We start from the raw sequence: 26,329 nt of genomic DNA on the forward strand, positions 1-26,329 counted from the left end.
TAGCTAATGATAACTGTAGTGGCTAGATTAGCTAATTAGTTGTTGAGTTAATTGATTGATCTTATTGTTAATTTCTATAATTTTACTGAAAATATCTATAGAGTATAGCTTTATTTTTTATGCAACTAACATTTTTTGTTTTTTCACTTTAATCTATCTAAATAAAAACTGCTGTTACTACCATGACTTTCAGTAAAATGACAACTTAATGATAAATCCGAAACTCTTTAAAATTTATTTGAATTAAATCGTGTTTTATTTATCTATTAATCTTAATTAATCAAGAAGGGATAGTAACAATATAATTATCTTAATAATTAGAGGATGTTTACTTTAGATTAAACAAAGAAAACGACGGTTTGAGTTGCTGTAAGCTACTGTTATTTAACAGAGAATTGATTTTAATCGTAGTTAACCGATCTTCTCACCAGGAATTAACTAACTCAACTATAACACTGAGGATATGACTATAGTAAAAGACATAAATCTAAATTTTTTTCCCTGTTTTAGATAAATGTAAAATGCCAATAACAAAATAGTTAAGTAAGTGAACTTAAATAAATGCAAAATAAAAAACAGCTAATAAAGAGTAATTACTATATGTAAGTGTTTCTAGAAAATTTAGCTAACAGAACCAGAAAAGAAAGAACTATATCGACAGCTATATAGATGGATGAGTTAATATTGTTTTTTTTTAAACTGATTTCTATTTATTGATATTATCAAGAATAAAATTGATCTATGATTGAGATTATAGTTTAGATTTTTATTGAATATATTTACTAAGTTTAGCTTGTTGTTTAATCAGTAAAAAAAGGAAAAGTTTTTCCTGTTTTTCGATATTTTTCTGACTCAATACGTAGATAAATATTTGTTTTTAGCTATTGGTTGTGCCTCTAATGGTTAAAAAAAATATTTATTGATAGTAAAACGTTGAATGGCTCAACATATTTTAGTCAATTAATAAATTAAGATAATAAATTAATTATTATCTTGATTATTTTTTAGTTGGTATTAGTTACATGATTTCTTCTCAATTCATTAATAGTTAACTAAAATTGTTTTTCGTAGCGCACTCTAAATTCATTAAGGACATAATCATAGGAGAATTTAATAAACCCTTTATCTTCCACTTCATAAATAGTTTCTAAGAATGGGACAACTCTAAAATCCGTACTTCTAATTGTTTCACTGATGGTACTCTCCATATCATAAATAAGGGTTTGAAATACCATTGATAATGCTAATTGGACAATGCCAAATTGAATTAACTGCTCAGTACTTTGTCTTTGTAAAGACTCAGCTAAAACAAATAGTTGTTTTCCTAATAAGCGGACAATTTGTCCTTGACTTTGCGGAGGACTGCTAGTTAAATTAATCACTGGATTACTTAGAAGTTGTTCATCTAAGTTTTCTTGACTTTGCTCAGCCAGAAGAGTTAAACAGTTTTCTAAAAGGGTCAATTCTTCCTCAGACCAGGTGGTTTCAATACGGATTGGTTGTAAAAAATTTTTAATCAAGCACGACTCGGATTTGTCTCTATCAAAACTGGGGATTAATTGAGTTAAAGATCCCTTAAGAGCCAAGTTTATATCAATCCTTTGTACTTTATTTAAACTATCATCAGGAATTTCAGTAGTATCAGCCGCACGGAAATCTTTTGAGGTTTCAGGAACTTCTGAAACAATTGTCCGCAGTTGTAGATCAAGATCGGGATTTAATAATCCTTTGTCTGGATAAAAAATAATTCGATTAAGGTTCCGACGTTCAAGAAAAAAGCGGGTTTCAAGAAAATTAATAAGTCCTCGATTAAGGGTAATATTTCCTTGAGGCTTCAGACTAGTTAAATTATTTAAAGAGCCATTAACTATTAAATCTCCCCCAAATTGAAACTGGAATAGAGGCAGAGTTTGTACTGATAAATTTTGAATAATTACTCTAAAATCCCGTAATTCAGGGATAAAAGGAATATTTTCTTGAGAGAAAAACACTTGACGACGAGTTTTTGATGGTTGAGTTAAGGCAACGTTAGGTAACCTTGTGGCAATTTCCGGTGTTTCTGGGATAAAGACTTGTCCATCAGCTAAACGAACCACACCGCTAACATAAGGTTTAAGGGCATTTCCAGTAACAAAAATGCTTCCTTCTATTCCTCCACTATATAATCCTTCTAAATCAATAGTTCCTTTTTCAATAGCAACAGTGAGGGGGTTCTCAACTTGAGGTTGGGACTCAAATAAGGGTAATACTCCGGCAATGATCAGGTTACTTTGGGCAAAGGTTCCTTGCAGTTGGGAAATTTTTATGGCTTGATCATCGAGGTTAATTTCTCCGCTAATAGTTAAAGGTTCAGGCAAAGCGGCACTTTGGAAAATAGCTTCACTTAGGAGTATTTTTCCTTGGGCGTTTAAATCATTAACTGTCATTCCATTAAAAAGATTAATGCGTCCTTGAACTTGGGCGTTAACTTGTCCCTCTCCGCCAATTAAGATTACTTGTTCTCCAGTCAAAACGCTTACTAACTCTAGTGCGTCTGTGCCTAGTTTTGCCTCAATGTTGAATACATCATTATTGGGGGTAATGGGAAAAGGAATATTAACTGCTAAGTACACAAAGGATGTATCGGTAGTAGCGAGTCGAAACCGACTATCTTGATAGCTAAATCGCCCTTGTAGGTTTTTTCCAAGTGATCGCCCTTGAAATGCTCCTGTTAAAAAGGCAAACTGTCCTTGTATTTCTGGTTGAGTAGGGGTTCCGCCTAGAGTTCCTGACACATTAACAAACCCATCAATATCGACGGGAAGTTTCACAAAATTACCTACGGTATCAACAGATAAGCGTTGCACTCTCCACTCAGAATCGATGTTTTGTGAAGAAAAATTTCCTTTTAAAGCTAATAATGTTTCTTTTAGTCGTATTTGAGCGTATTTAACTTCAATTATTCCATTTTTTGACTTAGCCTGGACTTTTACAGAGTTAATGGGAATAAATTGTTCATCTAATATCACCAATCCCAAGGGTGGCACAATGTCGGGGAATGGTTGTTGAGGATGCCATTCCCACTTATTTCCCATGAATTTTAGGTTAAAAGTGGGGTCCAATAAAGTTCCTCCTAGGGCAACATTGGCATCGAAGTGACCGCGAATATCCAATTCGGTAGGAATTCCTCCTGCTTTACGAAGAGCAGCTAATTGGCGTATTTTTTGATCGATAACCCCTAATAAGTTTACTTGTCCGGCAATGGTTGCTTGAGCATCTCCGACAGATTGTGGAGGGATGGCCTCGGCAGTAGTATAGTCTGGGGGTTGTAATTTAATTACGTCTAAGACCTGTTCAAGGTTGGTGACGTTTAAGGCCGTCAACAGATCTTCTACGCGACCATCATTAACCGTTAATTTTCCTTTTAAAGCTAATGATTGAAGATTAAGTGACCCTTGCACACTGTAATCACTCTTTCCTAATTTCAGGCTTGCATTGTGTAAAAAAGCCACATTATTTTTATAATGGACATTTGCGGTGAGTTGTCGCCCTTCAATAAATCCTAACTTTGGTTTGTGAATAGTGAGGGTTCCCCGTCCTTCAAGAGTAGAAGTATTGATCTCTAATTGGCTGCTAACCGAACCTGAAAGATAACTAGGGACGCCATATTGTTGACCTAGAGAAATTCTAGCCAATTTTAGAGGTAATACTTCAATTTTGGTAGTAAGGCGATCACCTTCTAGCATTCCTTGGACAAGGATAGGGGATTGTTCTCCGGCAGTTTGACGTAATTCAAAAGAGGCGGGAACATAAGGAGCAAAACATTTTTTTTGAGTGCAAGGGGTTAAGACTGCAGTAATTTTATCTTCTTTTCCTTCTAAATTTAGAGCTATTTTTTCTCTAAAAGTTGCCTTAATAGTTCCTGTTAAATTTTTTTCAAAAACCTGATCATTAAAGACAAAATTAGTAAATTTTAAATTCCCTAATAATTGGAGATTACCTGGGTATAAAGGAGAGGTTAAAAGGTTTTTCCCTAAAAATTTTCCAGTAAATTCTCCCTGACCTTCTACGTTAAGTTCTCCGAGAAGGAATTTTTTATCTAGGGGAATATTAGAAAATAATTGAGTTAAGGGTAATTGATCGAAATTAGAACTTGCATTAACCGATAGGTTAATATTGACAATATCAGGGTTGCTCCAAAGATTAGACAATTGCAAATTTCCTCGGGCATTTAAAATTTGTCCATCGGCTTGAACGGCAATATTATTAACTTGAACAGGAATAAGGCTCTTTCTTTCCAGTAAATCTTCTATACTGCCAGAAAATTTAATTTCTGCGTTAAAGTTAAAAATTTTAGTTAAGGATGCTTGGGGAATATTTTTCTCTAAAATCAGAGCAGGATTGAGATTAGATGCATTGATGTTTGTTGTCCACCGATTATTATGTAATCGAGTAATGGTATTTATGTTACCTTGGGCGGCAGAAAGCTGTAAATTAGCTATTAGTTCGAGACTACTTGCATCAGGTTTAGGAGAAAATAAAGGTGTTAATTGACTAGAAAATTTAATTTTTCCACCTATAACTTTTGCAGCAACAGGTAAGGTAGTAACAAGTTTATTAAGGTATAATTCACCAAAGCTAACTAACCCATTTACTTGACCATTTCTTAGCTTTCCTGTAAGTTTAACTAAACTATCCTCTACGATAAATTGTGCCTCAACATTAGCTTTTAAACTATTTAAAATCGAGTTTTTTTCTAAAGATAAAAGAATAGAATTTAGATTTCCTGTTAAGGTCAAATTACTCTTAATTAACTTAACATTAACGAATAAATTAGGAATGATTTTGTCAAGGGAAATTTGACAGGTACTTACCACTGTTTGTAAGATTCCATCGCTTAAATCTATAGTTGCATTAACAGGACTGCCATCAATGGTTAATTGGGAATTTCCCTTTGCTTGGAAATGGTTAATATTTAAAGTTAAATTTTCTAAGAGTTTGTTCAATGAACCTGATAGATTAAAGTGACTTTCTGTTACTTTTATAGGAACTACCAAATTAGAAATATAGGGATTAAGATAAATTTCTGATATACTAACAGTGGAGTTTATATTGTTATTAGTAAGACGACTACTCATGACGATTATACCACCATCAACATTGACAGTTAAATTTACCTGACCATTAATTTTAACTAAATAAAAATTGTCTATTTTGCCAGATAATTTTATATTACTCTTAGTAAGAGTAACTGACTGACGATAAACTTGATTAGGACAAGTAGTAACAGAACAAGTAATCATTAAAAATGGGCTGATAGAAAAGGTATCAGCTTTCAAAGCTATCTTCCACTTTTTATCTTTTAAACTCCCTAAACCATGAATGGTAACATGTCCTTTTGTCGACTTTAAAATTGTTTCTTGAAGTGAAATTTCTAGTCCTGATAATAAAATTTTTCCTTTCCCTGAAATCTGTTCTTTTGAATTATTAATTAGATTCGGAGAATGCCATTCTATTTGACCCAATGGGTTTCCTAAAGTTCCGATAATTGTACCTTTAGCGGTAATCTTTCCTAAACTAATATTTTGTTTATTTTTATAATAGGGAGTTACTAATTCTTCAGTGGGAACTTGAATATCAAAAGCAAAGAAAAAAGGGATTTTTTTCCAATCAATCTTTTTTTGTTTTTTTGTTTCTTTTAGAACTCCTGGCTCTATTTTTGCTCTAGCCATAATCTTTCCCCCAGCAGCAGGAATAATTCTGACTTTTTCGAGGATAAATTGATCTAAATCAGCTTTAAAATTGCTTGTAAATGTCTTAATAATAACCTGATCGATTAGCAAAAGTTTTGTGTTGCTAATTGTTCCAGTCAAAATAGGATCCCTAATTTTTCCATTAAGTTGAATTTTTCCGTTAATTTCCCCCTTTAGTTGAAGAGGTAACTTCAGAGGAACAATAGCAAGTAAATCTTTTAGAGAAACTGGATTAATATCAACATTAACATTATAACCTTGGTCCCAATTAATTTTCCCAGTAATTTTAGCAATCAATTTTCCTAGACTAATTTCTGTCTTTTGTAAGAGAACAGTTTTTCCTTGAAAATCTAAACCAAAGTTAACTTTAAGGGGAGTTTTTAAGGGTTTAATATTTGCTTCAAAAGTAGAGATATTAAATTCTCCTAATCCTGTAAATTTTTTTATTTCTTCTAAAGAAGGAATAGAAAAATTTAAATTACTATTTAATTGTCCACTTTTGAGGGTAATAGGTAAATTAGGAATCAAAGAAACTAACTCAGCTAATCCTAGTTTATAAACCTGTAATTGTGCTTGAGTTTTCCAACTCTTAATATTAGTTTCTCCTTCTATATCAATCTCACTGTTGAGAACATTAACCTCGAAAATATAACTAAGTTGTTGATTGTCATTGGACTGATAGTTATAATTTACTTGTCCGTTTGCTTCCAGAGATAGAGGTTCTTTAAATCCGTAGGGATGGACCTTAATATCTGTATCTTCAAGACGAATCCTAGCATCAACATTAATTGGAAGATTAAGTTCTCCTGTTTCTTTAATTATGGGTAATCTAATCCATTCTCCTGTTTTATTCTGTTCGATAAAAAGATTAGATTTTTTGAAAGTAATATCAATAATTAAAGGTCTACCAATAAAGATTGGCAGAGGATTAAAACTGATGGCAACTTTTTCAGATTCAGCATAATCAGTATCCGTCTTAGTTGTAAGAATATAAGAATGTCCAACATTAATACTATTAATAGAAAAGCTTTCTACTTCACCTACTTTAACATCTCTCTCAAGAAGTTTACTGAATTCCTTAGAAAGTAGAGGTGATAATTTTTTATAGACAAAATAATTAATTCCACTATAGGTTCTTATCCCCAACATTAACAACACTCCACCTATTACAAGGGTAGAAGGCCGCCTAGCAAAATTAGCTAATTTAGTTAAAAAATTATTTTTTTTAGACGGTTCTAGTGGTGAATTTGGAGGATTAGTTGTCATTTTTGCTTAAGCAGAATTCAGCAGGATTTACTGATCAAGTTAACATACCTGGCTAGTTACATTAGCATCTATTTCTCATAAGCGACGGAAAATTTTTAAGTGGATCTTTGCGACTTGCCTAAATCACACTCTTATTATTTAAGTAAATCAACTTCGGCTAAACATTTCTTCTATCTCTTTTGTCTATAAACCTAAGCTGTATTAGGGAAGAGACAATGGGGAGAAAATTAGCTTTAGTAAGCTTAATTTTAATGTTTGCTACAATCAGCCAATCTTCCAGTTTGGCTAGTGGGATTTTGAAAAAAATTAGACAAAATGGAGTGATTATCGCTGGAAATCGTAAAGACGCTATTTTTTTTTGTTACGTTAATGACTAGGGAAAATGGGTGGGATATTCTTTGGATATTCTCAAAGTAATTCGTAGAGATATTCAAAAAAAAAATAGGTAAACCCATTAAACTTAATTTGGTAGAAGTAACTGCTAAGAATTGCTTCTCTTTTATTAAAAAAAGAAAGATTGATATTGAATATTCTTCAACAAGAGTAACTTGAAAACGAACTCAAACAGTAGATTTTACGGTGAGTTATTTTGCCAGTGGTACCAAAATTTTAGTTAAAAAAGGGAGCGGACTAGAAACAATTGACCCCCTCGCTGTCCGTCAAGTAGGAGTAATTCCTAAAATTACCAATGCACGGGTGATTGAACAACAACAACCTGCTGCTAAAATATATAAAATTAATTATAAGATGAGTATAGCAAGTATTTAATGAGCTGGGTAAGTTACTCGATTTAGTTTATTACAACCTTTGAGGTCAAAGTGAATATATATAGTATTTAGTAATCACCCGTAAAAACGATTATAAATAGCCGAGTAAAACAAAAAAACTTAATTAATTAAGTGAGTCATTTCTGATTCATGACAGAAAAATTAATGTAATTTTACAGACAAATAAACTGTCCTGGTGTTTTTAGTAAAATTTTATTTTTTGTAAAAGATTTTTTGTTTATTATCCAACTTAGTTAATTTATAAAAAATATTTATTAAAAGTTTATATAAAGATAAAAATAAAAAGTTATATTTACTGAATTTTTTTATAAAAAATTACTTAATTTATAAAAAAAATAGATTACAGAATTGTTAACTCTTATTTGACTGTTTATAGTAAAAACGCTTCATATCTATTTATATATATTTTTGCTACTTTAAAAGTAAGTCCTGAACCAATAATAATATCAATATTTAAATTTCTATAAAATATAGATAATAAGGCTCAGATTTTACAATTTTTATAATTATTTTATTTTCTTTTAGAAAATTATTTTTAATAAGAGTTAAAAGTGTATTTTGTGGTTTTGTTAAGTCTTATTTTTAAAATTGATTTTTTTCTCTTTTATTTATTGCTAAGTTTGTTTTGATAACAGTAATTGAAATACTGTAATAATATGCTCAAAGAGTTTCTTAATTCATAGGAAGTTTTTAAAAAGAATTGTGATCACATTTTACTAATTTCTTTTTATTGCTATATCGAAGTTGACTTGTGACCAGAAAACTTCTTCCAGAAGCAAAACAACAATATTATGTTTAAATATAAAAGTACATAGATTTAAAAAATGTAAATTTGGTAAAAGTTTTAAAAAACACAATGAGAAAAATAATTTACCATTTATAGATGGAATATTCAAGAAATAGAAAGAGTATGATCTTATACGATAGGTGGAATAAATAAGGACTTAAAAATAAGAAAATATAAATTTTATTAAAAAGCTCTTAGAAAAAGATGAGAGATTATAACAATTTCTAAAATTATTCTAGATAATTATATACTTTATATAAGTAGTTCAGTTAAAGCTGAATTAAAGTGGTAATAATAAAAAGGATTATACTTATTTTTTATACCAACTTATATTCCATGATTAAAATACCATACTAGGGACGATGTTTAAAAATGAATACAATTTAGCTTAGGTAGCTAAACAAAGTCTTACTTTAAGAAGTCAATATAAACAATTTTAGTTAAAACGACATGAATTTAACTCTGATTAGATTAGTCAATAATTATTAATTTATCATAAATATTTTTTGGTTTATTAAAATTTATGTGCTTGATGGGTAATTGGATCAAAATTAAAACGATTGGAGATAGTTTCGCCATAAAGATTTAAAGTAAAAGTAGGTTCGTCTCCTATTGCTTCTACTTGATGAATTGCATTGCTAGTGAAACTAATAATGTCTCCTGGACGAAGTATTTTTTCCTCAACTTTTTGAAGTTTATTGGAAACTTCTGAAGTTGGCAATCGTTTCCAAAAACTATTTTTTTGCTGTCCTCTCAAAGTAGCTACTACCCCCCAAGTCCCATGATTATGGATGGAGGTGGTAGTTCCTGGCAACATAATTTCGGTTTGAAGCGTTAAAGAAAATCCAGGTTCATCATAGAGTAATGATAACGCAGTACCTGTTTTAGGGCAGGGGTCAGGAATGATAGTTTTCACCCAGTAAACATTAAGAATCAACTTTCTTACCACTCGACGGATGGACTTAAGTAAATTCTTTTCCTTTTGGTTTGTCATTTCTCCTTGATTGAGAATATCTTCAAGTTCTTCCAAAAACCGATACAATCGATAGGGGTTAGTTTTGGATAACAAATCCCACTCCCTAGGAGAATCGAACCCTAAACAATTACCATTTTCTGTGACTAACCAATCTTGTTTGGCCATTTGTTCCATTTATTTAAGTAACTTCTAGAGAATCATCTTCTCTTTCAACAAGTGTCAACTTATGAGTGCATTTAACTTTCTATCAAACCATTGAGATCTAATAAAACCCCATCTCTCGTTAATCACTTAGTAGCATTCAGTAGAACTCCTCCTTTAATTTAGTATAGAGTTGTTTTTGTCATCAATAGTATTTGCTGTGGTTGTTATCGCTTTTCTAACTCCTGCAAGCACTCGTTGATAACTGTTTGATTCAAAACATGATTTAGTAAAACAAACACCTTCTTCTAATTTAGCAGCTACTTGATAGTAATGATTAACCTATCATCAAGTTTGTAAAGTTACGAAAATTTCTGCTAATTGTGAAGACTACATGCTGGGCAAGAATTCCAAACCGTTCATAAGTGGTATTGGAATGTCATGGAATACCAAATCGCAAGGTAGATCTGAAGCTATTTTTTTACAATCTTCTTAATCATTTGCTGATCATTAGGTTGAAAGATAAAGAGATTGACGGAGAATGAGTTGTCGATTGTGACAGTTCTGAATCAAATCAACTTACCAATTCATCAAGTTTGCTGTCAGATTTTGATAACTCGAAGTTAATGGCTAAGTCATCTAGCAATTCAGTAAAGTTTTTATCAAAGGAATTATCGGTTAAGTTTCCTTAATTGTGATAGTGTTGATTATGTCTTTATTCTATAGTTTTTTTCCTTGGTTATAGTAAATTAGCTTCTTGCAGTTAGAGTATTTACCTTGAGTTACAACAATACTTATCTGTTGCTCAAGTTTTAGACGCCTGAAGTCTTACTTTTCTAAGTTTAGTTTGATAGAGTGACACGGACGGTAAATAAATAAGATTTTCTAGCAGTTTACTTAGGAATGTACAGAAAGGATTTCTAATAACAAACATTCCCAAACTAATTGAGATTGTACATAACTCAAAAGATAGAGACGAGATTTTTCTAAAATTTCTAATAATTTTCTATTTTTGAATCTTGTCCAATAATAATATTGCAGATATTTAACTAACCATAGTTGAGTTTGAATATCTAATTTTTCAACAATAATTTTTGACAATTCTAATACTTCTATTTGATTAGAAGGTATTTTTTTGATTCTTTGATATAAGTCTTTTGGGATATTCTGTAATTGCTTACTAGCGATAATTGCTTCTCCTGGACTTCCTTGAGCGAAAGATATTATCTCTAAATCTTGAACAATTTCTTTATTTCCTTGCTCGTTTAAAACCTTGATTAAATCTTCATAAGATAGACTATAAAAAGGAATTTTCTGACAACGAGATACTAAAGTTGGGATAAGCTCATCTGTACGAAGAGCTAACAGGATTAAAGTAGCTTTTCCTGGTTCTTCTAAAGTTTTTAATAATCCATTAGCAGCTGCTTCTGTCATAGTTTGAGCATCTTCAATAATGACTAGAGCTCGAGAGGCTTCTAAGGGGAGACGGTAAAGAAACCTGGTAACTTCTCTAATTTGCTCAATTCGAATTTGTGGAGGAACTTTGCGGGTTATTCCTAAATTTTTAGCTTCTTGAAGTGTAATTAATCGACCTTGATATTGATAAGTTGGTTCTACCCACAATAAATCGGGATGATTTCTTTCTCTGATGCGTTTTTGAACTAATAATTGTTGTTTAGGAGGAATATTGAGGCAGAGCAAAGCTTCGCTGAAACATTTAGCCCCTAAACTACGTCCAACACCAACGGGACCGGTAAACAGGTATGCTGGAGCAATCCGGTTTTTAGCGATTACTTGTTCTAACAATTCAACGGCTTGAGGCTGTCCAATTAGTTGCTGAAAAGGATTGATACTCATTAAGATGACAGGCAACAGTTTGAATTAATTTATCTTGAATTAGGAATTTTAGATTTATGGCTCGATATACTTCTTCTTATCTAGTTAATTTACCTTTGGACCAACTCCCTCAAGCAATCGACAGAGTTTTGCAATCGTGTGGACTCGAATTGGTTTACCATGCAACAGATTATATGATGGCACGAGAAATTCCAGGTCAGGTAGTTTTCTCCAAATTAGTGACGGTGGAAATTCTTATTGATAGCACTAAAGCAAAGAGTGATGAGGTTCCTATTACTTGGGTTATCAAAAATGATGAATTACCCTTACAAGTTACTAATCATTGTAAACAACGATTTGAACAGATTCAGGAAATAATTAGCCAACATCAACAATGGCATTTAGTTGCCTCTGCTACAAGTTAATTATTATCAAGTACATCAAAAGCGATTAAAAATTTGGATGGGAAACTTCATCTCTCTGGGAGGGACTAAAGCAATTTTTTTCCGTAATCCAAGTCACTAGTCGAATTTATTTGGAAATTGACGACGCAATAACAAGGAATTGGTGACTACAGTAATGGAACTACAAGCCATTAACCCTCCCGCTAAAGCCGGACTTACACTTAATCCCAGGGTTGGTAGTAGGATACCTGCGGCAATTGGAATAGCTAGGATATTATATCCTAAAGCCCAAAAGAGATTTTGACGGATTTTATTGAAGGTTGCTAAACTCAGGTCAATAGCTTGAACTACCGATAATAAATGTGTTCCCATCAAGACAATGTCTGCTGTATCCAAAGCTACTTCTGTAGCTCCTTGCAAGGACACACCCAGGTCTGCCTGGGCTAATGCTGGAGCATCGTTAATACCGTCTCCAACCATAGCAACTTTTTTGAGCCTGGGGTGAGAGGCTAAAAGAGAAGACATTTGAGCTTTGGTCTTCTGTTGTTGAAGAGAGTGGATGATGGTAGCTTTTTCAGCAGGTCGAACTTGGGCAAATACTTGATTAACACCTAGTTGTTGGGCGATGGACTCGGCAACAAACTGGCGATCACCAGTTAATATAATAACCTCTAGTCCCTTTTCTTGAAGACGGGTTATGGTTTCTTTGGCATCAGGACGCAAGGTATCTTCGAGGACGATAACTCCCTGTACTTCCTTGTCAAGTACTACGTAAACTAGGGTTTTATCTTCTTTGATTAAAGCTTGTCCCTCATTTAAGGTAATACCCTGTTCTTTCAACCAGTCTTTGTGACCTAATAAAACCGATTTCCCTCCGACTACTGCACTTACCCCTAGTCCTGCTTGGGTTTGGAAATGCTCAGCCTTCAGAAGAAGCAATTTCTGACGTTGAGCTTCTTCTAAGATAGCGGTCGCTAGAGGATGATTCGTGCCACTTTCAACCGTTGCAGCTAATTGCAACAGCCTTTGAGGGCTAATTTTGGTTAGGGAGATACAGTCGGTTACCCTCGGACATCCGAAAGTTAAAGTTCCTGTTTTATCAAACACAATAGTATCAAGTTGATGTACTTTTTCTAAGACATCTCCTCCTTTGATCAATAACCCCCGTTCAGCTCCGATACCTGTTCCCACTAGAATGGCAGTAGGAGTCGCTAACCCCAAAGCACAAGGACAAGCTACTACTAAAACAGCGATTGCTAACCTTACACTTAACAATATAGGGGAAGAGGAGAGAGGAAGAGGAGATGACAAGAGGGCAACTTTTGCCTTTTGAACTCCTATTAGGTGGCCATGACTGGTCATTTCCAAGACCTGAGGATAGATTTTTGTTCCAACCCCTAACCAAAATACTAAAGTCAGTAAAGCGATCACCATTACTCCATAGGCAAAATAGCCAGCAACTGTATCAGCAAATTTTTGAATGGGAGCTTTGCGAGTTTGGGCATCTTCAACAGAGGCAATAATCCGGGCTAAGGTGGTATCGTTTCCAACATGGGTTGTTTTAATGGTGATCACTCCTGACTGGTTAAGAGTTCCGGCAATCACTTTATCTTTAGCTTGTTTAGGAATCAGTACTGATTCCCCTGTGACTAAAGATTCATTTATAAGGGTTTTTCCTGTTACCACTTCTCCGTCAACAGGAATCTTTTCCCCTGGAAGAACCCGTATCCATTCTCCTGTCTGCACTTGTTCGACAGGAATTTCAATGCTAGAAGTATCTTCGGTAAAGGGGTCACCGATTAAACGAGCAACAGACGGTTGTAGAGCAATTAAAGCACCTAGGGCATCGGAGGCACGGTTTCTTGCTTGTCCTTCTAAGGTGCGTCCTAATAAAATAAACCCCAACAGCATGACAGGCTCATCAAAGAAACATTCCCACCCCAAATGGGGAAAAAACAAGGCAATTAAACTTGCAACATAGGCACTCACAGTTCCTAAGCCCACTAGGGTATTCATATTGGCCATCCCGTAACGTAATCCCCGCCAACCATCGATAATAATCTCCCGTCCAGGGATTAATAAAGCTAGAGTGGCCAGCCCCCCATGGAACCATACATTACCGATTACGGGAATCGTAAAATTTTCTAGATGTTGTAGGTGTCCTAGCCCTGAAAATCCTAATAAGATAACAGCAGTAGTCAGTTTCCATTGATATCGTCGTTTTTGTTGTTCCTTACGTTTAACTGTATTCGAATGGGTTAGACTTAGGAGCTGGTTTGACGACTTCCTTAAATTAGTGGGAAAGCCAAGGCTAGTCAATTTATCAGCTAAAGCTTGAGGTTGAACTTCCCCTAATTTATATTCAACAACGGCAACTTCGGTAATTAGGTTAACACAAGCAGATATCACCCCAGACTGTTGACTTAACTGCCTTTCTACTGCTTTGACGCATCCGGCACATTTCATTTCGTACACGTCTAAGACAACGGTTTCTGTCTTGAGTTGGGAAGGAGTTTCTTCAGTTTTGGAGGACAGTTGCACCATTTTACTTAATTTGTGAGTATTTAATTCTATTAGGATTGAGATTAATTACAAAGTTAGACTCAGATCTAAATTCTAGTCAGCCTTGGGAGGATGGTGCATCTTGGAGTAATTATTTTAACGTCATCTTCAACATTTGTCAGGCTGGTTATGCGACGTTGTCAACTACCTCGAGTTCAGCGATAGCAAATCGAGGTTTGCATCTAGACTCCAACTTAACTCTAAGAATTTTTTTAAGTCCTTAACTTCAGCTTCAAGGTCTAATAACGGCGGTTTTCCATGTAATGGAAAACAGGCAAAGCGTTTTCAAGTCAATTCATAGTTTTGCTAATCGTCTCTTTAGACATTAGGAAGCAATGATAAGCATATAACTATTCCCTCACGATGGAGAAAACCTCCCTTTAATTGGTGCAGAATAACTTAAATATTATGGAATAATTACTGGAACAAGATAACGATGATATTCTGCAAGAACTAAGCACTCGCTTACAAGAAAAAATAGGTGTTAGAGTTGGTATCACTACCATATGTCGTTTAATTCAAAAATTTAACTTAATCCCCAAAAAAGATACTCCACATGAATTACTCGGTACATTCGATTTCGTTGCCACTTTTCCTTATGGAGAATACGCAAGTGAAGGAGCTTTTATAAATGCAACGAGGTTAACCATCACCTAGAATAGTAATCGTCAACAATTAGAACTGTAATTTTTGTTTAAAGATAAAAAAAGCGAGACTATACTACCTTCTTACCTTAATCGTAATAAGTTTTTTATGTAAACTACGTATAAGCCGTTAATCGAGCAAAAAAGTTAATAAAATAGTTCCAAACACTGTGATTTATCAAATGTTAAATCTGAGAAATATTTTTAGATTGATCGTTAATTGTTTCAATTAAATAAAACTTACTAAGTTACACTGTATATATTAAATTTCACTAACCGTTACCTCGTAATCGACAAAAGACAAGGAGTTATTTGAAGTCCTTGTTGATAGAACTTTTCCAAGAATTTTTGAGCAATATATTCTTAGTATCTAAATCGTTTGTCAATTAAGTCTTGAATTAACTCAGGAACAGGCTCACATTTATCTGTTTTGCCTTAAACTAACTTAAAAATCAATAATTAATCGTAGTAATTTATGATTAAACGTAGTTTAAATCTGTAAGATTAGACCACAAATTTTTTATTTCATTCAATTAAACTTTTAAAAACTCGGTGTATACTCCACAATAAACTTAATGGAAGATTGCAATTGGAGTAGTTTTGATAAAACTAATTCCTATAATTTCTTCGTCACAAATCAGAAAAAAACAGCACAGCAATATCACTATCGAGAGTATAAGCTCCAAAAAACAATCATAGCTGACTAGATTTAAGAAGTGTTTTTCTGCAATGGGAAAAGATCTGCAATGGATTTTACAAATTATAGGTTCGATGTTTTGAGCTGCAAAGAGAAACCACAATGGTCATAACTTTACCTCTTTTCATTTGTGACCATTTTTTGTTTAAGCTCGCTATTTATTGTGGTCCAATAGTTGAGACTAATGTAGTTTATCGTCTATCATAGTCGTTTTGACTCATCATACAAATTCTGATCAATTTCATTCAACTAGACGGGAGTAACACTGAACCTGACCCCATATTTTCCTTTTGCTACAGCAGAGGGCTTAAGACCCTCGAAGTGAAGAGTTTCCAAAAAAGAAATTTATAAGTCAACTTTCATAATTAGATTTGGGTATTAGATAATGAACAGCTTATCGTACAATCTGTACAGGCATCACTAGATAGATCATTTTTATTCCCCCCAAAGGAGTCAAGATTACGGGTTGATTACCTGCATTTAATTGCATCTGAAATTCCTTAGTCGGTAACGCCTTGAGTCCATCCATAAGATATTTAACGTTAAAAGCAACATCGCCGCTTTCTCCGGTGATTTGAGCCGGTATAGATTCCTTGGCCTTGCCCAAGCCCTGTGCTTCTACCGATAAAGATATTTGCCCTTTTTCTTTATCAATTGTACATTTCACTAAATTGTTTCTTTGATCAGCCAAGACAGCTACCCGTTCAAGACTACTTATAAATTGCTTTCGATCTAGACTCACTGTCCGTGCAAATTGAAGGGGAATTAGTTGATCATAGGAGGGGTATGTGCCATCTAATTTACGACTGGTGAGTCGTTGTTCTCCCAATTCAAAGACTATTTGAGCATTATCCACATATAAGGCTACTGTATCTGTACCCTGATGATTAGCAAACATTCGCTCTAATTCCCGTAAAGCCCTGGCAGGAATAGTGACCGCAAATCTTGCAAAATCTCCTTCAGGCATTCCTTTTGCCTCTTCTTCTCTATCTGTTTCAGTTTGTAGAGGGGTTTTCACCACCGCTAAACGGTGTCCATCAGTAGCAGCGAATTCCAAACCATCAATGTTTCCAGCAACATGAACTCCTGTTAAAACTTGTTTAGTTTCATCACTGCTGGCAGCAAACAAAGATCCTTTTAACCCTTCGGTTAACATGGCGATAGGTAATTTGAGGGTGTCTCCTCCTTCTACTGTAGGAAGTTTAGGAAATTCTTCAGCACTCATAGCTTGTAGTTGAAACTGTCCTGATGCAGATTTCAGGATAATTAATTGGGTATCGTTCTCTAGATCATCTTTGTTAGTTATAAGGGTAATTTCTCCTTCTGGAAGTCGTGAAACAAGCTCATTGAGTAGTTTAGCTGGCAGGGTAATTTTTCCTCCTTGGGTAACATCAGCATTAAAGCTGGTTTCAATGCCTAAACTGAGATCGAAAGCGGTAAGGCTAACTCGTCCTTTGTCGGCATCCACCACCACTAATACATTGCCTAACACAGGGTGAGTAGGACGAGAGGGAACAGCACGACTGACTAAGGAAAGGTTACTGTTAAGTTCACCTTGACTGCAAACAAATTCCATTGGGGAACACCTTCAGAATAAAGATAATCTCTTTCGAGAGACTATTTGTCAAAAAAACATTTCAGGAAAAATTTTGTCGTTGTTTAAGGTAGTCAATGCTTCAGTGATATCTGACTCTGGTCAAGATATAGCAGTATTGAGGCATCTGATATTGCTAAAAGCTTTACCTTCTACATACACACGCGGTGATATAATTTTCGAATATTTGCTCACTTTAACTGTCTTTAGACTTAATTGATAAGCTAAACAATATAAAGCAGTTTATCTATAGATAAATTGCTCGGCTTATTGTCAACATAATTTCTACTCATTAATAAACAATACCAAAGGGCATGAACATTGTATGCCCTTGGATTTTGTTAAAACTTACCTCTAGCAAGTTACCTGTTAAACAGGACTGAAATTAATTACGAGTGAGCCACTTTTGACCGTTAAGGCGTTGTAAAGTATACAATACCATTAAATCTAAAGTGACTTTTCGTTCATCAATCATAAACGATTCGATGGTACTTGGAGGAAGTCCATCAGTACCATAAGAAAAAGCTTTAGAGCCGCTAATATCTTCTTCTAGAAAGTATAAGTTGAACTGACGTTGACCCTTATTCCAAGTTCCGATAACTTGCCAATATGGTTCGTTAGTACTAACGCCAGGGATAGCCAATTTTCTCTTAGAAAAAGACAATTTAACGTCATTTAGTCCCGTTTCCATCAATTTTTTGTGCAAGGTTGGGGTAAAATGCTGCTCCATGAATTCAGTAAAAGGTTTATCTTCAAGAGCAGGGGGTTTTTCCTTTTTTTTAGCTGTCGGTTTAGCGTTAGGAGTAGTTTCTTCTGCCATAATCGAATGATTGGGTAAAACGGTAATTACAAGACAACAAATACTCAAAAGTACAGTATCTATATCAAAAGATACGTCAGATCTTAATCTATAATGAATCGTCCCCTAAAGACTACTAAGTTTTGACAGAGACTCGGAATTTCTCAAGATTATTCGGTTATGATTTGCCACTTCAGAAGAATTTAGGGATAATGACCAACGAAACCTTTGTGGATGATGAGGAAACATCAAGGTATTATGGTCTTTTGAACTATGAATCAATACACTAAACCGCTGATCGCAATCAGAGAATTTTCAGATAAAAAGAAAGTTGTTTTGAACCTGAGTCAATTACCTTGGCAACTGTGGGTAATTATTCTTATTTTCGCGTCGGGAATGGTAGGATTTACTGCCACTTCTATGTTACTTAGACTGCCAAAATCCCCCCAATGTACTAGAATTTTTTGGCCGATTGCCTCAGCCTCAATGCGAATCTATTGCGCTCAACTTGAAGCAGCTCAAGGAACTGTAGATAGTTTACTCAAGGCAATTAATCTAGTAGAAGCCTTACCCTTAGATCATTCTCTGCGAAGTGAAATCAATAAAAGTGTAGAGGAATGGGCGATCGCTATTCTTGATATAGCTGAAGAAAAATTCCAAAGTGGAAAACTCCAAGAGGCTACCACTATCGCTCGTAAAGTTCCTAGTCACGTTCAAGTTTATAGCGTGGTTGAAGAAAGAATCGAAAAATGGAGATCACTGTGGCAAAAAGGAGAAGAAATTTTTGCCGAAGTTGAAGAGATGCTACGAAAATCAGAATGGAATCAAGCCTTCCGTTCAGCTGTTAAACTGCTGAGTCTACCAAACAAATATTGGGCAACAACCGAGTACGATGCGACTGTTAAACAAATTCAATTAGCCCAAGAAGAAAGCAAGAGACTTAGTAAAGCCTATCAGATTTTTCGTCAAGGAGGGGTCGATAATTGGCTGGCAGCGATTGCTGATGCCCAAAAAATTTCTAACGACAGTTACGTGCACCGAGAAGCCCAAAACTTAATTGAGAATGCTAAAAACAAGCTACTCAATCATATCGAAGGGTTATTCGAAGCTCGTCGTTGGCAACCCCTCCTCGATGTGGTTGAGCGCCTTCCCCAGAGCTTTTTATTAATAGAAGAAATGAATGACTGGAAAGATTTGGCTAATGCAGGTATGGAAGCAAAAATAGGTACGGTAGAAAGCCTGGAAATGGCCATTGCTTCAGCCCAAGTAATTGACGCGGATCGTCCTCTATACCAAAAAGCCCAAGATTTAATTAATCGTTGGCAACTCGAAATCGAAGATGTTACCCGTCTTAAAAAAGCTCAAAACTTAGCCAGAGGAGGAACTATTAACGACTTAAATGCCGCTATTACCTATGCCGAATTAATTCCTTCTGGCAACCCTCGCTACCAAGAAGTACGTCAAAAAATTCAAGCCTGGATTCTGGAAGTTCAACGAGTTGAGGATCAACCGATTTTAGATCAAGCTCAAGATATCGCCCGTGGAGGAACTGTTGTAGCTTTACAAAAAGCGATCACTAAAGCTAATCTGATCACCTTCAACCGTATTCTTTATGACGAAGCACAAAGAAATATTCATCAGTGGCGTGTGAGTATTCAACGGCAAGAGGATCAACCGATTTTAGATCAAGCTATCTTTTTAGGAAATTCCAAAAATTATAATGGCGCAATTCAGGCTGCTAGACGAATTGGCCGAGATCGGGTTCTCTTTCGAGAAGCCCAAAATAAAATCAATCAGTGGCAACAAGAAATTAAAGCTCAAAAAGATCTTCAAGAAGCCTATCTCATTGCCCAAGGAGGAACATCCCAAGCCTTGGGATCAGCCATTGAAGTCATCGGCAAAATTCCCGGCTCTACTGAGGTTAGCAATCGAAGCCGACAAGCTCTCAATCGGTGGAGTTATCAACTGTTGTCTATTGCCGAAGATAAGGCTCGCAAAGCTTTGTTTCAAGAGGCCATTAATCTTGCCCAGATTATTCCAGCTGAGAGTACTTCCTATCATGGGGCTCAAACTCAAATTAGAGTTTGGCAAAGAGCACTTAACCCTCCTACTTCTTCTACTCCTCATGCTGTGACAAAACCTCCTGTCCCTCTTAAGTCTGCCGTTCCACTAACAAATGATCTCGTTATCGAAACTAATCACTAAGAGTCTAAGCTTACTTGTTGCTCTAATTGGTTAATTATAAATAGCAGTAATTCTATGCTGAAAGCAGCATTTATTAAAAATGGTATTGTGGATTAAAAGTCTTGTCTTGATCTCACTGAATTGTCTTGTGACTTGAACCGTTTCCATCAAAGATATGAACAGCATTTTAAATCTGTTCCTCGGTTGACAGCATTTATTTTGAATAATTGCAAAAAAACATTTTCTAATTTAGTTCAGTTATCATTATTTTCTAGGATTCATACCCTAGATAATGACTTTAATATATTGTTTTTTTATTAGATGTCAGCAAAAACTCTGTCCAAAACGCTTAAAGCTTATTGTAGAACTTAAGCACCAACTGTCTTGAAAATGTTGTTGGTCTTCCTGGCTGCTGATTAGACCCTGAGACTGCTATAGTGATAAGGATAAGAAACACCAAGAAGAATAATATATTTTTTATTTTAGAGGGCAAATATTGACGAGTGATTAGTTTACGAAGTACTAAGCGGTCTTTACCTTCTCTCGAGGCATAATTCTAAACTGTACAACAAGCACTCAGTGTATGGTCAATCACCTCAAATTGTTGTCTATCTGAATATTACTTTATGTTGAGCATGTTAAACTAGATATCATTTTAATCCCCGCCAATATCTCTGTCAGGATAAATGAACCTGTACAAACCTTTGAGCTGTGCATAGCGTCTCCGTGTACTGTCCTATTTATAGGTGGTATAAATCCTTGAATTCTGAGACAGACTCAGGATAGAGATTATTGATTCAGGATTACTGTTTTGCCGAATAGGAAATCGGGTACTGACAACAGCAACTATTGCAGTTCTACCAAAAATAAAAGTTCGCCAAGTAATTTTGTTATTTATCGATAAAATGAGTTAATGTGTTGGGCTAAAAATATAATGAGCATGTTAAAAAAATTATTGTAGAGAGTTTCTAGACTTAGAAGTCAGAGAAAAAAAGAAATTAAAGATAGGAAAGAAGGAGACTGTCCTACAGAGAAGATGGTGATTTAGATATTATCTAACACTCCGATAGTTTTTAATCGCGGGTCACTAAAATCATGGATGATCAATTTAGCACCACATTCGGACAATACCTCATCCGAGTGAGTGGTAGAAATGCCCACGGTAAAAATTCCCGCACCTACGGAAGAATAAATACCAGTAGGGGAATCTTCAAAAACGAGGGCCTCATCGGGGGAAATATTCAAACATCGTAATGCTTCTTGGTAAGGATAAGGGTCTGGTTTGGCTTTGGGTAACTCTTCCCCTACGATAACCGTTTCCCAGAAGTCATGGAGTTTAAGAACTTTTAGCATAAAATCAGCATTAGAACGAGGGGCATTGGTAACAACTGCCGATTTAAGCTGGCAATCCCTCAGCCAATCGAGTAGAGTGAACAGTCCTGTAAGCGGTCGTAATTGATCTTGTGCTATTTCCCGAAAATAAGCTTCTTTATCATTACTTAATTGTTGAATTTCCTCCTCAGAGAGTTCTGATAGCCATTGACGCAAAAAATCCGGATTGTGTCGGCCATTAATATTTTGTTGGTAAAAAGATAAGTCAATGTTTAGCCCATATTTCTGTAGCCAAGATTGCCATATTGAGAAGTGAATTGTGTCAGTATGGGCAATTGTTCCATCCAAATCGAAGAGTATTGCTTTAAACATTGGTTAAGAAAAACGTTAGGATAGTGCTGCCATTATTGGAAATTATAGCATTGCACAAAAACGTTAGGACAGTTTCTAAATGAGAAAATTTTAGTATTTAAATAATTCGCTCGAGTAAAAAAAATATGCCTGTCTTATCGTTAGTTTTTGATCCACACAAAACCGAATTTTTTTCTACTTATTCCTACTATGATGATCAATCTAACAGAAAAACCATATTTCTTTTGGTCCTAACATCCGGGGTAAGAATTAACTTAGTTTTTTTGTTATAATAGCTGGCAAGGCTTGATATGGAATACATTCAACATCCAGCACTAAATACACTAAGATTTTAAATGGTTTGCATTTATCTAATAATGGTTTCTGATTAAAGAAATTACCTTTTCAGTATCGTCTGATTAATTTTATTAATATAGCGGGTTATTTGTGGAGTTTAGCAGACTATTCTCTTGTAGTAGCACGAAAAAACGCATTTAGACAGACATTGCGCAAGATGAGTCTAATATCTGTGTCATAATCCATAAGACAGATTAAAGTTATGCCAAATATCTAAGTTGAAATCGAGGCAAATCAGAGGGACTTATTCGGGATAAACTTGACAATATGATTGCAAAATGTGGAGAGATAATTAAATGAATTTAAGACTATAATGCCATGGAGAGTTGTGAGTTTCATTTATCCATCTAGTTTTGGAAACCCAAGAAAAATAAATAAATGGTTTACATCTTTTAATAAATAAGACTAAGGTAGAGTTCACAATAGAATTAGGACTAAAGAAGTTAAAATTCTTGCCCAAGAAAAAAAAGAACTGAGCATTTAATCTCTAAAAGAAGCCATGGTTTTAGCTGGGTAAGAAGGGTCATACCTAGTACAAAGTAGCTCCTAAGGCTTTATCAATTCTTTATAAAATTACCGATAGAGAAGTAGTAACTGCAAACGCAGACGACTATATTTTATGTTGAAATTTAGCTGAAAACCACTACTACACAGACCAAAGAGACTTCCACATTAAAGTCAAGTTAAAGTGCTTGGTGCATAATGGTTTTAGGTTTTCAGCCGTCGCTCTATTATCCCAGCTAAATTTAAATTAAACGCAAGTTATTGATTTAAATAGGAACGACAACAATTCCTTCAAAAGGATTTAACGTTAAAGTTTTCTTAACGATTTTATCTTTTGATTGAACATGAGTGGATAAGAGAATTTTCCATGATGAATTTCTTTGATGGGGTAATTTTGCCAGAGAAAATTGAGCGTGATCATTCGACATATTGAGCGCAATTAAAACAATTTGGTCCTCATAAAACCTCATGTATGCCAATACCGTAATATCATCTCCTAACATAGTTAATTGACCCAAACTTAATGGAGTGCAATGTTGCCGTAATTTGAGTAGTTTTTTGTAATGATTCAAGACGGAATTAGGGTCATCCGTTTGTACGGCAACATTGCGCATTTGATAATCTGGATTAAGTTTATACCAAGGTTGACCAGTGGTAAATCCCGCTTGAGATTGACTATTCCATGGCATCGGAGTGCGACAGCCATCACGACCTTTATAGTCTGGCCAACGAATTCGACCTCGTGGGTCTTGAACTTCTTCGATAGTTTCTGGAGGACAGTCTCGAAGTCCTAATTCTTCTCCATAGTAAATAAAAGGGATACCTCGTAGAGTTAACAACAAAGTAGCTAACAATTTAGCCATCGCATCGGAATTTTCTTCTGTGGCATAGCGACTGGTTGCTCGTTCAAAATCATGGTTACTTAAAACCAAAGTAGTTAGCAGATTTCCTAGAATTTGCTGAAACTCCACAATCATTTCTCGAAAATAGTGAGCATTCCCTCGGGGAAGGGTACTTAAAAAAAAGTTAAAAGGCAATTGGATTTCATCATCGTTTTCTCCATAAAATCGCCTGATTTCATGAAAATTTGGAACCCAAACTTCCCCGATTAATAAAGGGTCGTCTTGATGATTTATTTTGATATGATGACGTAGTTTTTTTAAGATTTTATGGTTGTCGGGATGATTGATAGTGTAAATAGGATCTTGATTGAATTGATAAATATTACGCAGGTAATCAGGAACTCTATCAAGGATAGGATTATCCAGCAATTGAGAATCTTCAACTAAGTAATTAATGGCGTCTAATCGTAGTCCTGCCACCCCCTTATTTAACCAAAAATCACAAATACTAAACATTTCTTCAACAACAGCTGGATTACGCCAGTTAAGATCAGGTTGTTCATGATAGTGAAAATGATAATAATATTGATTAGTTTTAGAGTCAAAAGTCCATGTTGATCTCTCAAATCCTTCCCAATTATTAGGAGGACTACCATCGGGTTTTCCGTCACGCCAGATATACCAATCTCGTTTTGAAGAGGTGCGAGAACAACGAGATTCAATAAAAAAAGGATGCTGATCTGAGGTATGGTTTAATATAATGTCGACGACAATTTTCAGATTACGTTTATTAGCTTCTGAAATTAAGTCCTCAAAGTCTGACATATTTCCATAACGGCTATCAATATCCTTATGACTACTCACATCGTAACCAAAATCAACGTGGGGAGATTCATAAAATGGAGTAACCCAAATGGCATTAATTCCCAACTCTTGTAAATAATCTAAACGCTCTACTAACCCCCTTAAATCTCCGATTCCGTCTCCATTAGAGTCTTGAAAACTACGAAGATAAACTTGATAAAATACAGCTTCATTCCACCAACTTGACATATTTTGCTTCCCTTTCCTAATACATAATAATTATATCTCAATAGTCTCCCTGCATATTTAGTTAAGAGTTATTAACTAATAAAAACTAATATTTTTTGACTAAAGTTTGAACTCAGTCTGAAACAAATACATTATTAGGTAGTCAATTTTTTTTATCTGAACAAGTTATTAATCTTCTTGCCACTGAAACCGAAAGAAACAGAACAAACTTTTTAAAATTGGAATATGTTATCAGGACACAGCTAGTCATGAATATAAACTTAGTTTATGTGTCTTTTAATAAATTATTTATCCTATTTACTATTTAAGTTAAGAGTAGTCTTTCTTTAAAAGTCTGAGCTTTATTGACATTTTTGTTGAGTTACTTAGTAGCGATAACAAAACATTTACTGTAAGCGTAAATCAAACCACTGTTTTACCAAGAATTCTACGACAGTTTTCCCAATAATTTCATAGAACACCTAATTGATATAAAAGGGGGTTTCTGTTTTCAGGGATAAAATTAACGACGATATAATCCATGATCACACTGGTATGACTTCCTCGCGATCTACAAATAAACATGGTCTCTCATAATTTAGTATTATAGTCCAACCAACGGATAAGAATCAAATTTAACCACAGACTTAACTTGAGAATTGGCCTGATTTTGGGTCTAGCCTCATGACGAATGGACTAAACAGGTTGCTACTTAGAGAGTTAGTAACTGCAAAAACATCAGGGCATTCGTGGAATTTCCATACTATCTCAAGAAAGGTATCAATGAGAATTGAACGTTTAAATTTCAGTATCAGAATTGTAAATAGTGCATCAATTCAGAGATGATTGATCCTGTTAGGGCTAATCGTCGTTGTAAATCAACGAAGTTCTTATAACAACCGTTTTCGCGACGATTGTTGACCAGGTTTTGGGCAAGAATAGCATCAATAACGGGGATATCTTGAAGTTGTTCCAAAGTAGCGCAGTTGACATTTACCCGTTGGAACATCAACAAATTTTTGGGATCACGGTAGGAGAAAACGAGAATGGGAGCTAGTGGTTTAAGACTGTTTATTGGAAGACTCAAAGCAGCAGCTAAGTCTTCGATACAGAGTAACTCTACCCCCATTGAGACTAACGCTACTAGGGTTCGCCCTTGGTGGATAGAAAGTCCAGGTAATCTCAACCAATCATCCACACTTGCTTGATTAACATCAATTGTCAGCCCTAATTCTGCCGCGATCTCAACTTCTTCAAGGGAACAGAACCGATAGTAAGGATCATTGAGAATACGCTTACGGATAGCTTGCCGATTAAGATTGAGCTTTTTTGACCACCTAGAGAGTACCATAAATTAATCTAAAAAAGTTTAGAAGATTGTGCTGTTTTTAATTCCATTGATGATACCAAATTCCAACAATAATTCCCCAGTTTTCCTTTGTGTTCCCACACTTTATAGTCAACTTTGTTTAAAAAGATGACTTTAAAATTAAAATGTAAA

General features: G+C 34.8%; 13 protein-coding genes. 4 read left to right on the top strand and 9 right to left on the bottom strand.

Annotated elements, in window-relative coordinates; genetic code table 11:
• Positions 1–1,052: 1,052 nt before the first annotated feature.
• Entirely contained in the window at positions 1,053–6,998 is a 5,946-nt protein-coding gene (locus RGRSB_RS05185) for a translocation/assembly module TamB domain-containing protein (protein ID WP_119260134.1), read from the bottom strand.
• A 215-nt stretch (positions 6,999–7,213) separates the two neighbouring features.
• Here RGRSB_RS05185 and RGRSB_RS10085 point away from each other — a divergent pair, with 215 nt between their 5' ends.
• Both RGRSB_RS10085 and RGRSB_RS05190 read left to right on the top strand, forming a co-directional pair.
• Positions 7,214–7,375, top strand: a complete 162-nt coding sequence (locus RGRSB_RS10085; RefSeq protein ID WP_172582043.1) for a hypothetical protein — start codon at positions 7,214–7,216, stop codon at positions 7,373–7,375.
• Positions 7,376–7,577: 202 nt separating this feature from the next.
• Complete coding sequence (locus RGRSB_RS05190) at positions 7,578–7,766, top strand: type 2 periplasmic-binding domain-containing protein (protein WP_119260135.1); 189 nt, start codon at positions 7,578–7,580, stop codon at positions 7,764–7,766.
• 1,321 nt (positions 7,767–9,087) lie between these two features.
• Here RGRSB_RS05190 and RGRSB_RS05195 read toward each other — a convergent pair.
• Together RGRSB_RS05195 and RGRSB_RS05200 are read right to left on the bottom strand one after the other, a co-directional pair.
• On the bottom strand, positions 9,088–9,714 hold the full coding sequence (locus RGRSB_RS05195; protein ID WP_119260968.1) for a cysteine dioxygenase family protein: 627 nt from the start codon (positions 9,712–9,714) through the stop codon (positions 9,088–9,090).
• Positions 9,715–10,587: 873 nt separating this feature from the next.
• On the bottom strand, positions 10,588–11,541 hold the full coding sequence (locus tag RGRSB_RS05200; protein ID WP_119260969.1) for a DNA polymerase III subunit delta': 954 nt from the start codon (positions 11,539–11,541) through the stop codon (positions 10,588–10,590).
• A 62-nt stretch (positions 11,542–11,603) separates the two neighbouring features.
• Between RGRSB_RS05200 and RGRSB_RS05205 the strand changes: the two genes are divergently transcribed.
• Positions 11,604–11,951 (top strand): hypothetical protein, encoded by a 348-nt coding sequence (locus tag RGRSB_RS05205; RefSeq protein ID WP_119260136.1) that lies wholly within the window; start codon positions 11,604–11,606, stop codon positions 11,949–11,951.
• Between the two features lie 96 nt (positions 11,952–12,047).
• On the opposite strand, the gene RGRSB_RS05210 is transcribed toward RGRSB_RS05205, so the two are convergent.
• The 3 genes from RGRSB_RS05210 to RGRSB_RS05220 form a co-directional block, all read right to left on the bottom strand.
• Positions 12,048–14,474 (bottom strand): heavy metal translocating P-type ATPase, encoded by a 2,427-nt coding sequence (locus RGRSB_RS05210; RefSeq protein ID WP_119260137.1) that lies wholly within the window; start codon positions 14,472–14,474, stop codon positions 12,048–12,050.
• Between the two features lie 1,753 nt (positions 14,475–16,227).
• Positions 16,228–17,409 carry a DNA polymerase III subunit beta gene (gene dnaN / locus RGRSB_RS05215; protein WP_119260138.1) on the bottom strand — a complete coding sequence of 394 codons (1,182 nt, stop codon included), beginning with the start codon at positions 17,407–17,409 and terminating at the stop codon, positions 16,228–16,230.
• A 403-nt stretch (positions 17,410–17,812) separates the two neighbouring features.
• On the bottom strand, positions 17,813–18,247 hold the full coding sequence (locus RGRSB_RS05220) for a DUF2996 domain-containing protein (RefSeq protein ID WP_119260139.1): 435 nt from the start codon (positions 18,245–18,247) through the stop codon (positions 17,813–17,815).
• A gap of 252 nt (positions 18,248–18,499) precedes the next feature.
• Between RGRSB_RS05220 and RGRSB_RS05225 the strand changes: the two genes are divergently transcribed.
• A complete protein-coding gene (locus tag RGRSB_RS05225; RefSeq protein ID WP_119260140.1) occupies positions 18,500–20,431 on the top strand; it encodes a chromosome segregation ATPase in 1,932 nt (643 codons plus the stop codon).
• Positions 20,432–21,454: 1,023 nt separating this feature from the next.
• On the opposite strand, the gene RGRSB_RS05230 is transcribed toward RGRSB_RS05225, so the two are convergent.
• The 3 genes from RGRSB_RS05230 to RGRSB_RS05240 all read right to left on the bottom strand — a co-directional run bounded on the left by RGRSB_RS05230 (position 21,455) and on the right by RGRSB_RS05240 (position 26,179).
• Positions 21,455–22,114 carry an HAD family hydrolase gene (locus tag RGRSB_RS05230; protein ID WP_119260141.1) on the bottom strand — a complete coding sequence of 220 codons (660 nt, stop codon included), beginning with the start codon at positions 22,112–22,114 and terminating at the stop codon, positions 21,455–21,457.
• A 1,106-nt stretch (positions 22,115–23,220) separates the two neighbouring features.
• A complete protein-coding gene (locus RGRSB_RS05235; RefSeq protein ID WP_119260142.1) occupies positions 23,221–24,849 on the bottom strand; it encodes a glycoside hydrolase family 13 protein in 1,629 nt (542 codons plus the stop codon).
• 790 nt (positions 24,850–25,639) lie between these two features.
• Positions 25,640–26,179 carry a ComEA family DNA-binding protein gene (locus tag RGRSB_RS05240; RefSeq protein ID WP_119260143.1) on the bottom strand — a complete coding sequence of 180 codons (540 nt, stop codon included), beginning with the start codon at positions 26,177–26,179 and terminating at the stop codon, positions 25,640–25,642.
• Positions 26,180–26,329 lie beyond the last annotated feature (150 nt).

The organism is cyanobacterium endosymbiont of Rhopalodia gibberula (assembly GCF_003574135.1).
Classification (GTDB): domain Bacteria; phylum Cyanobacteriota; class Cyanobacteriia; order Cyanobacteriales; family Microcystaceae; genus Rippkaea.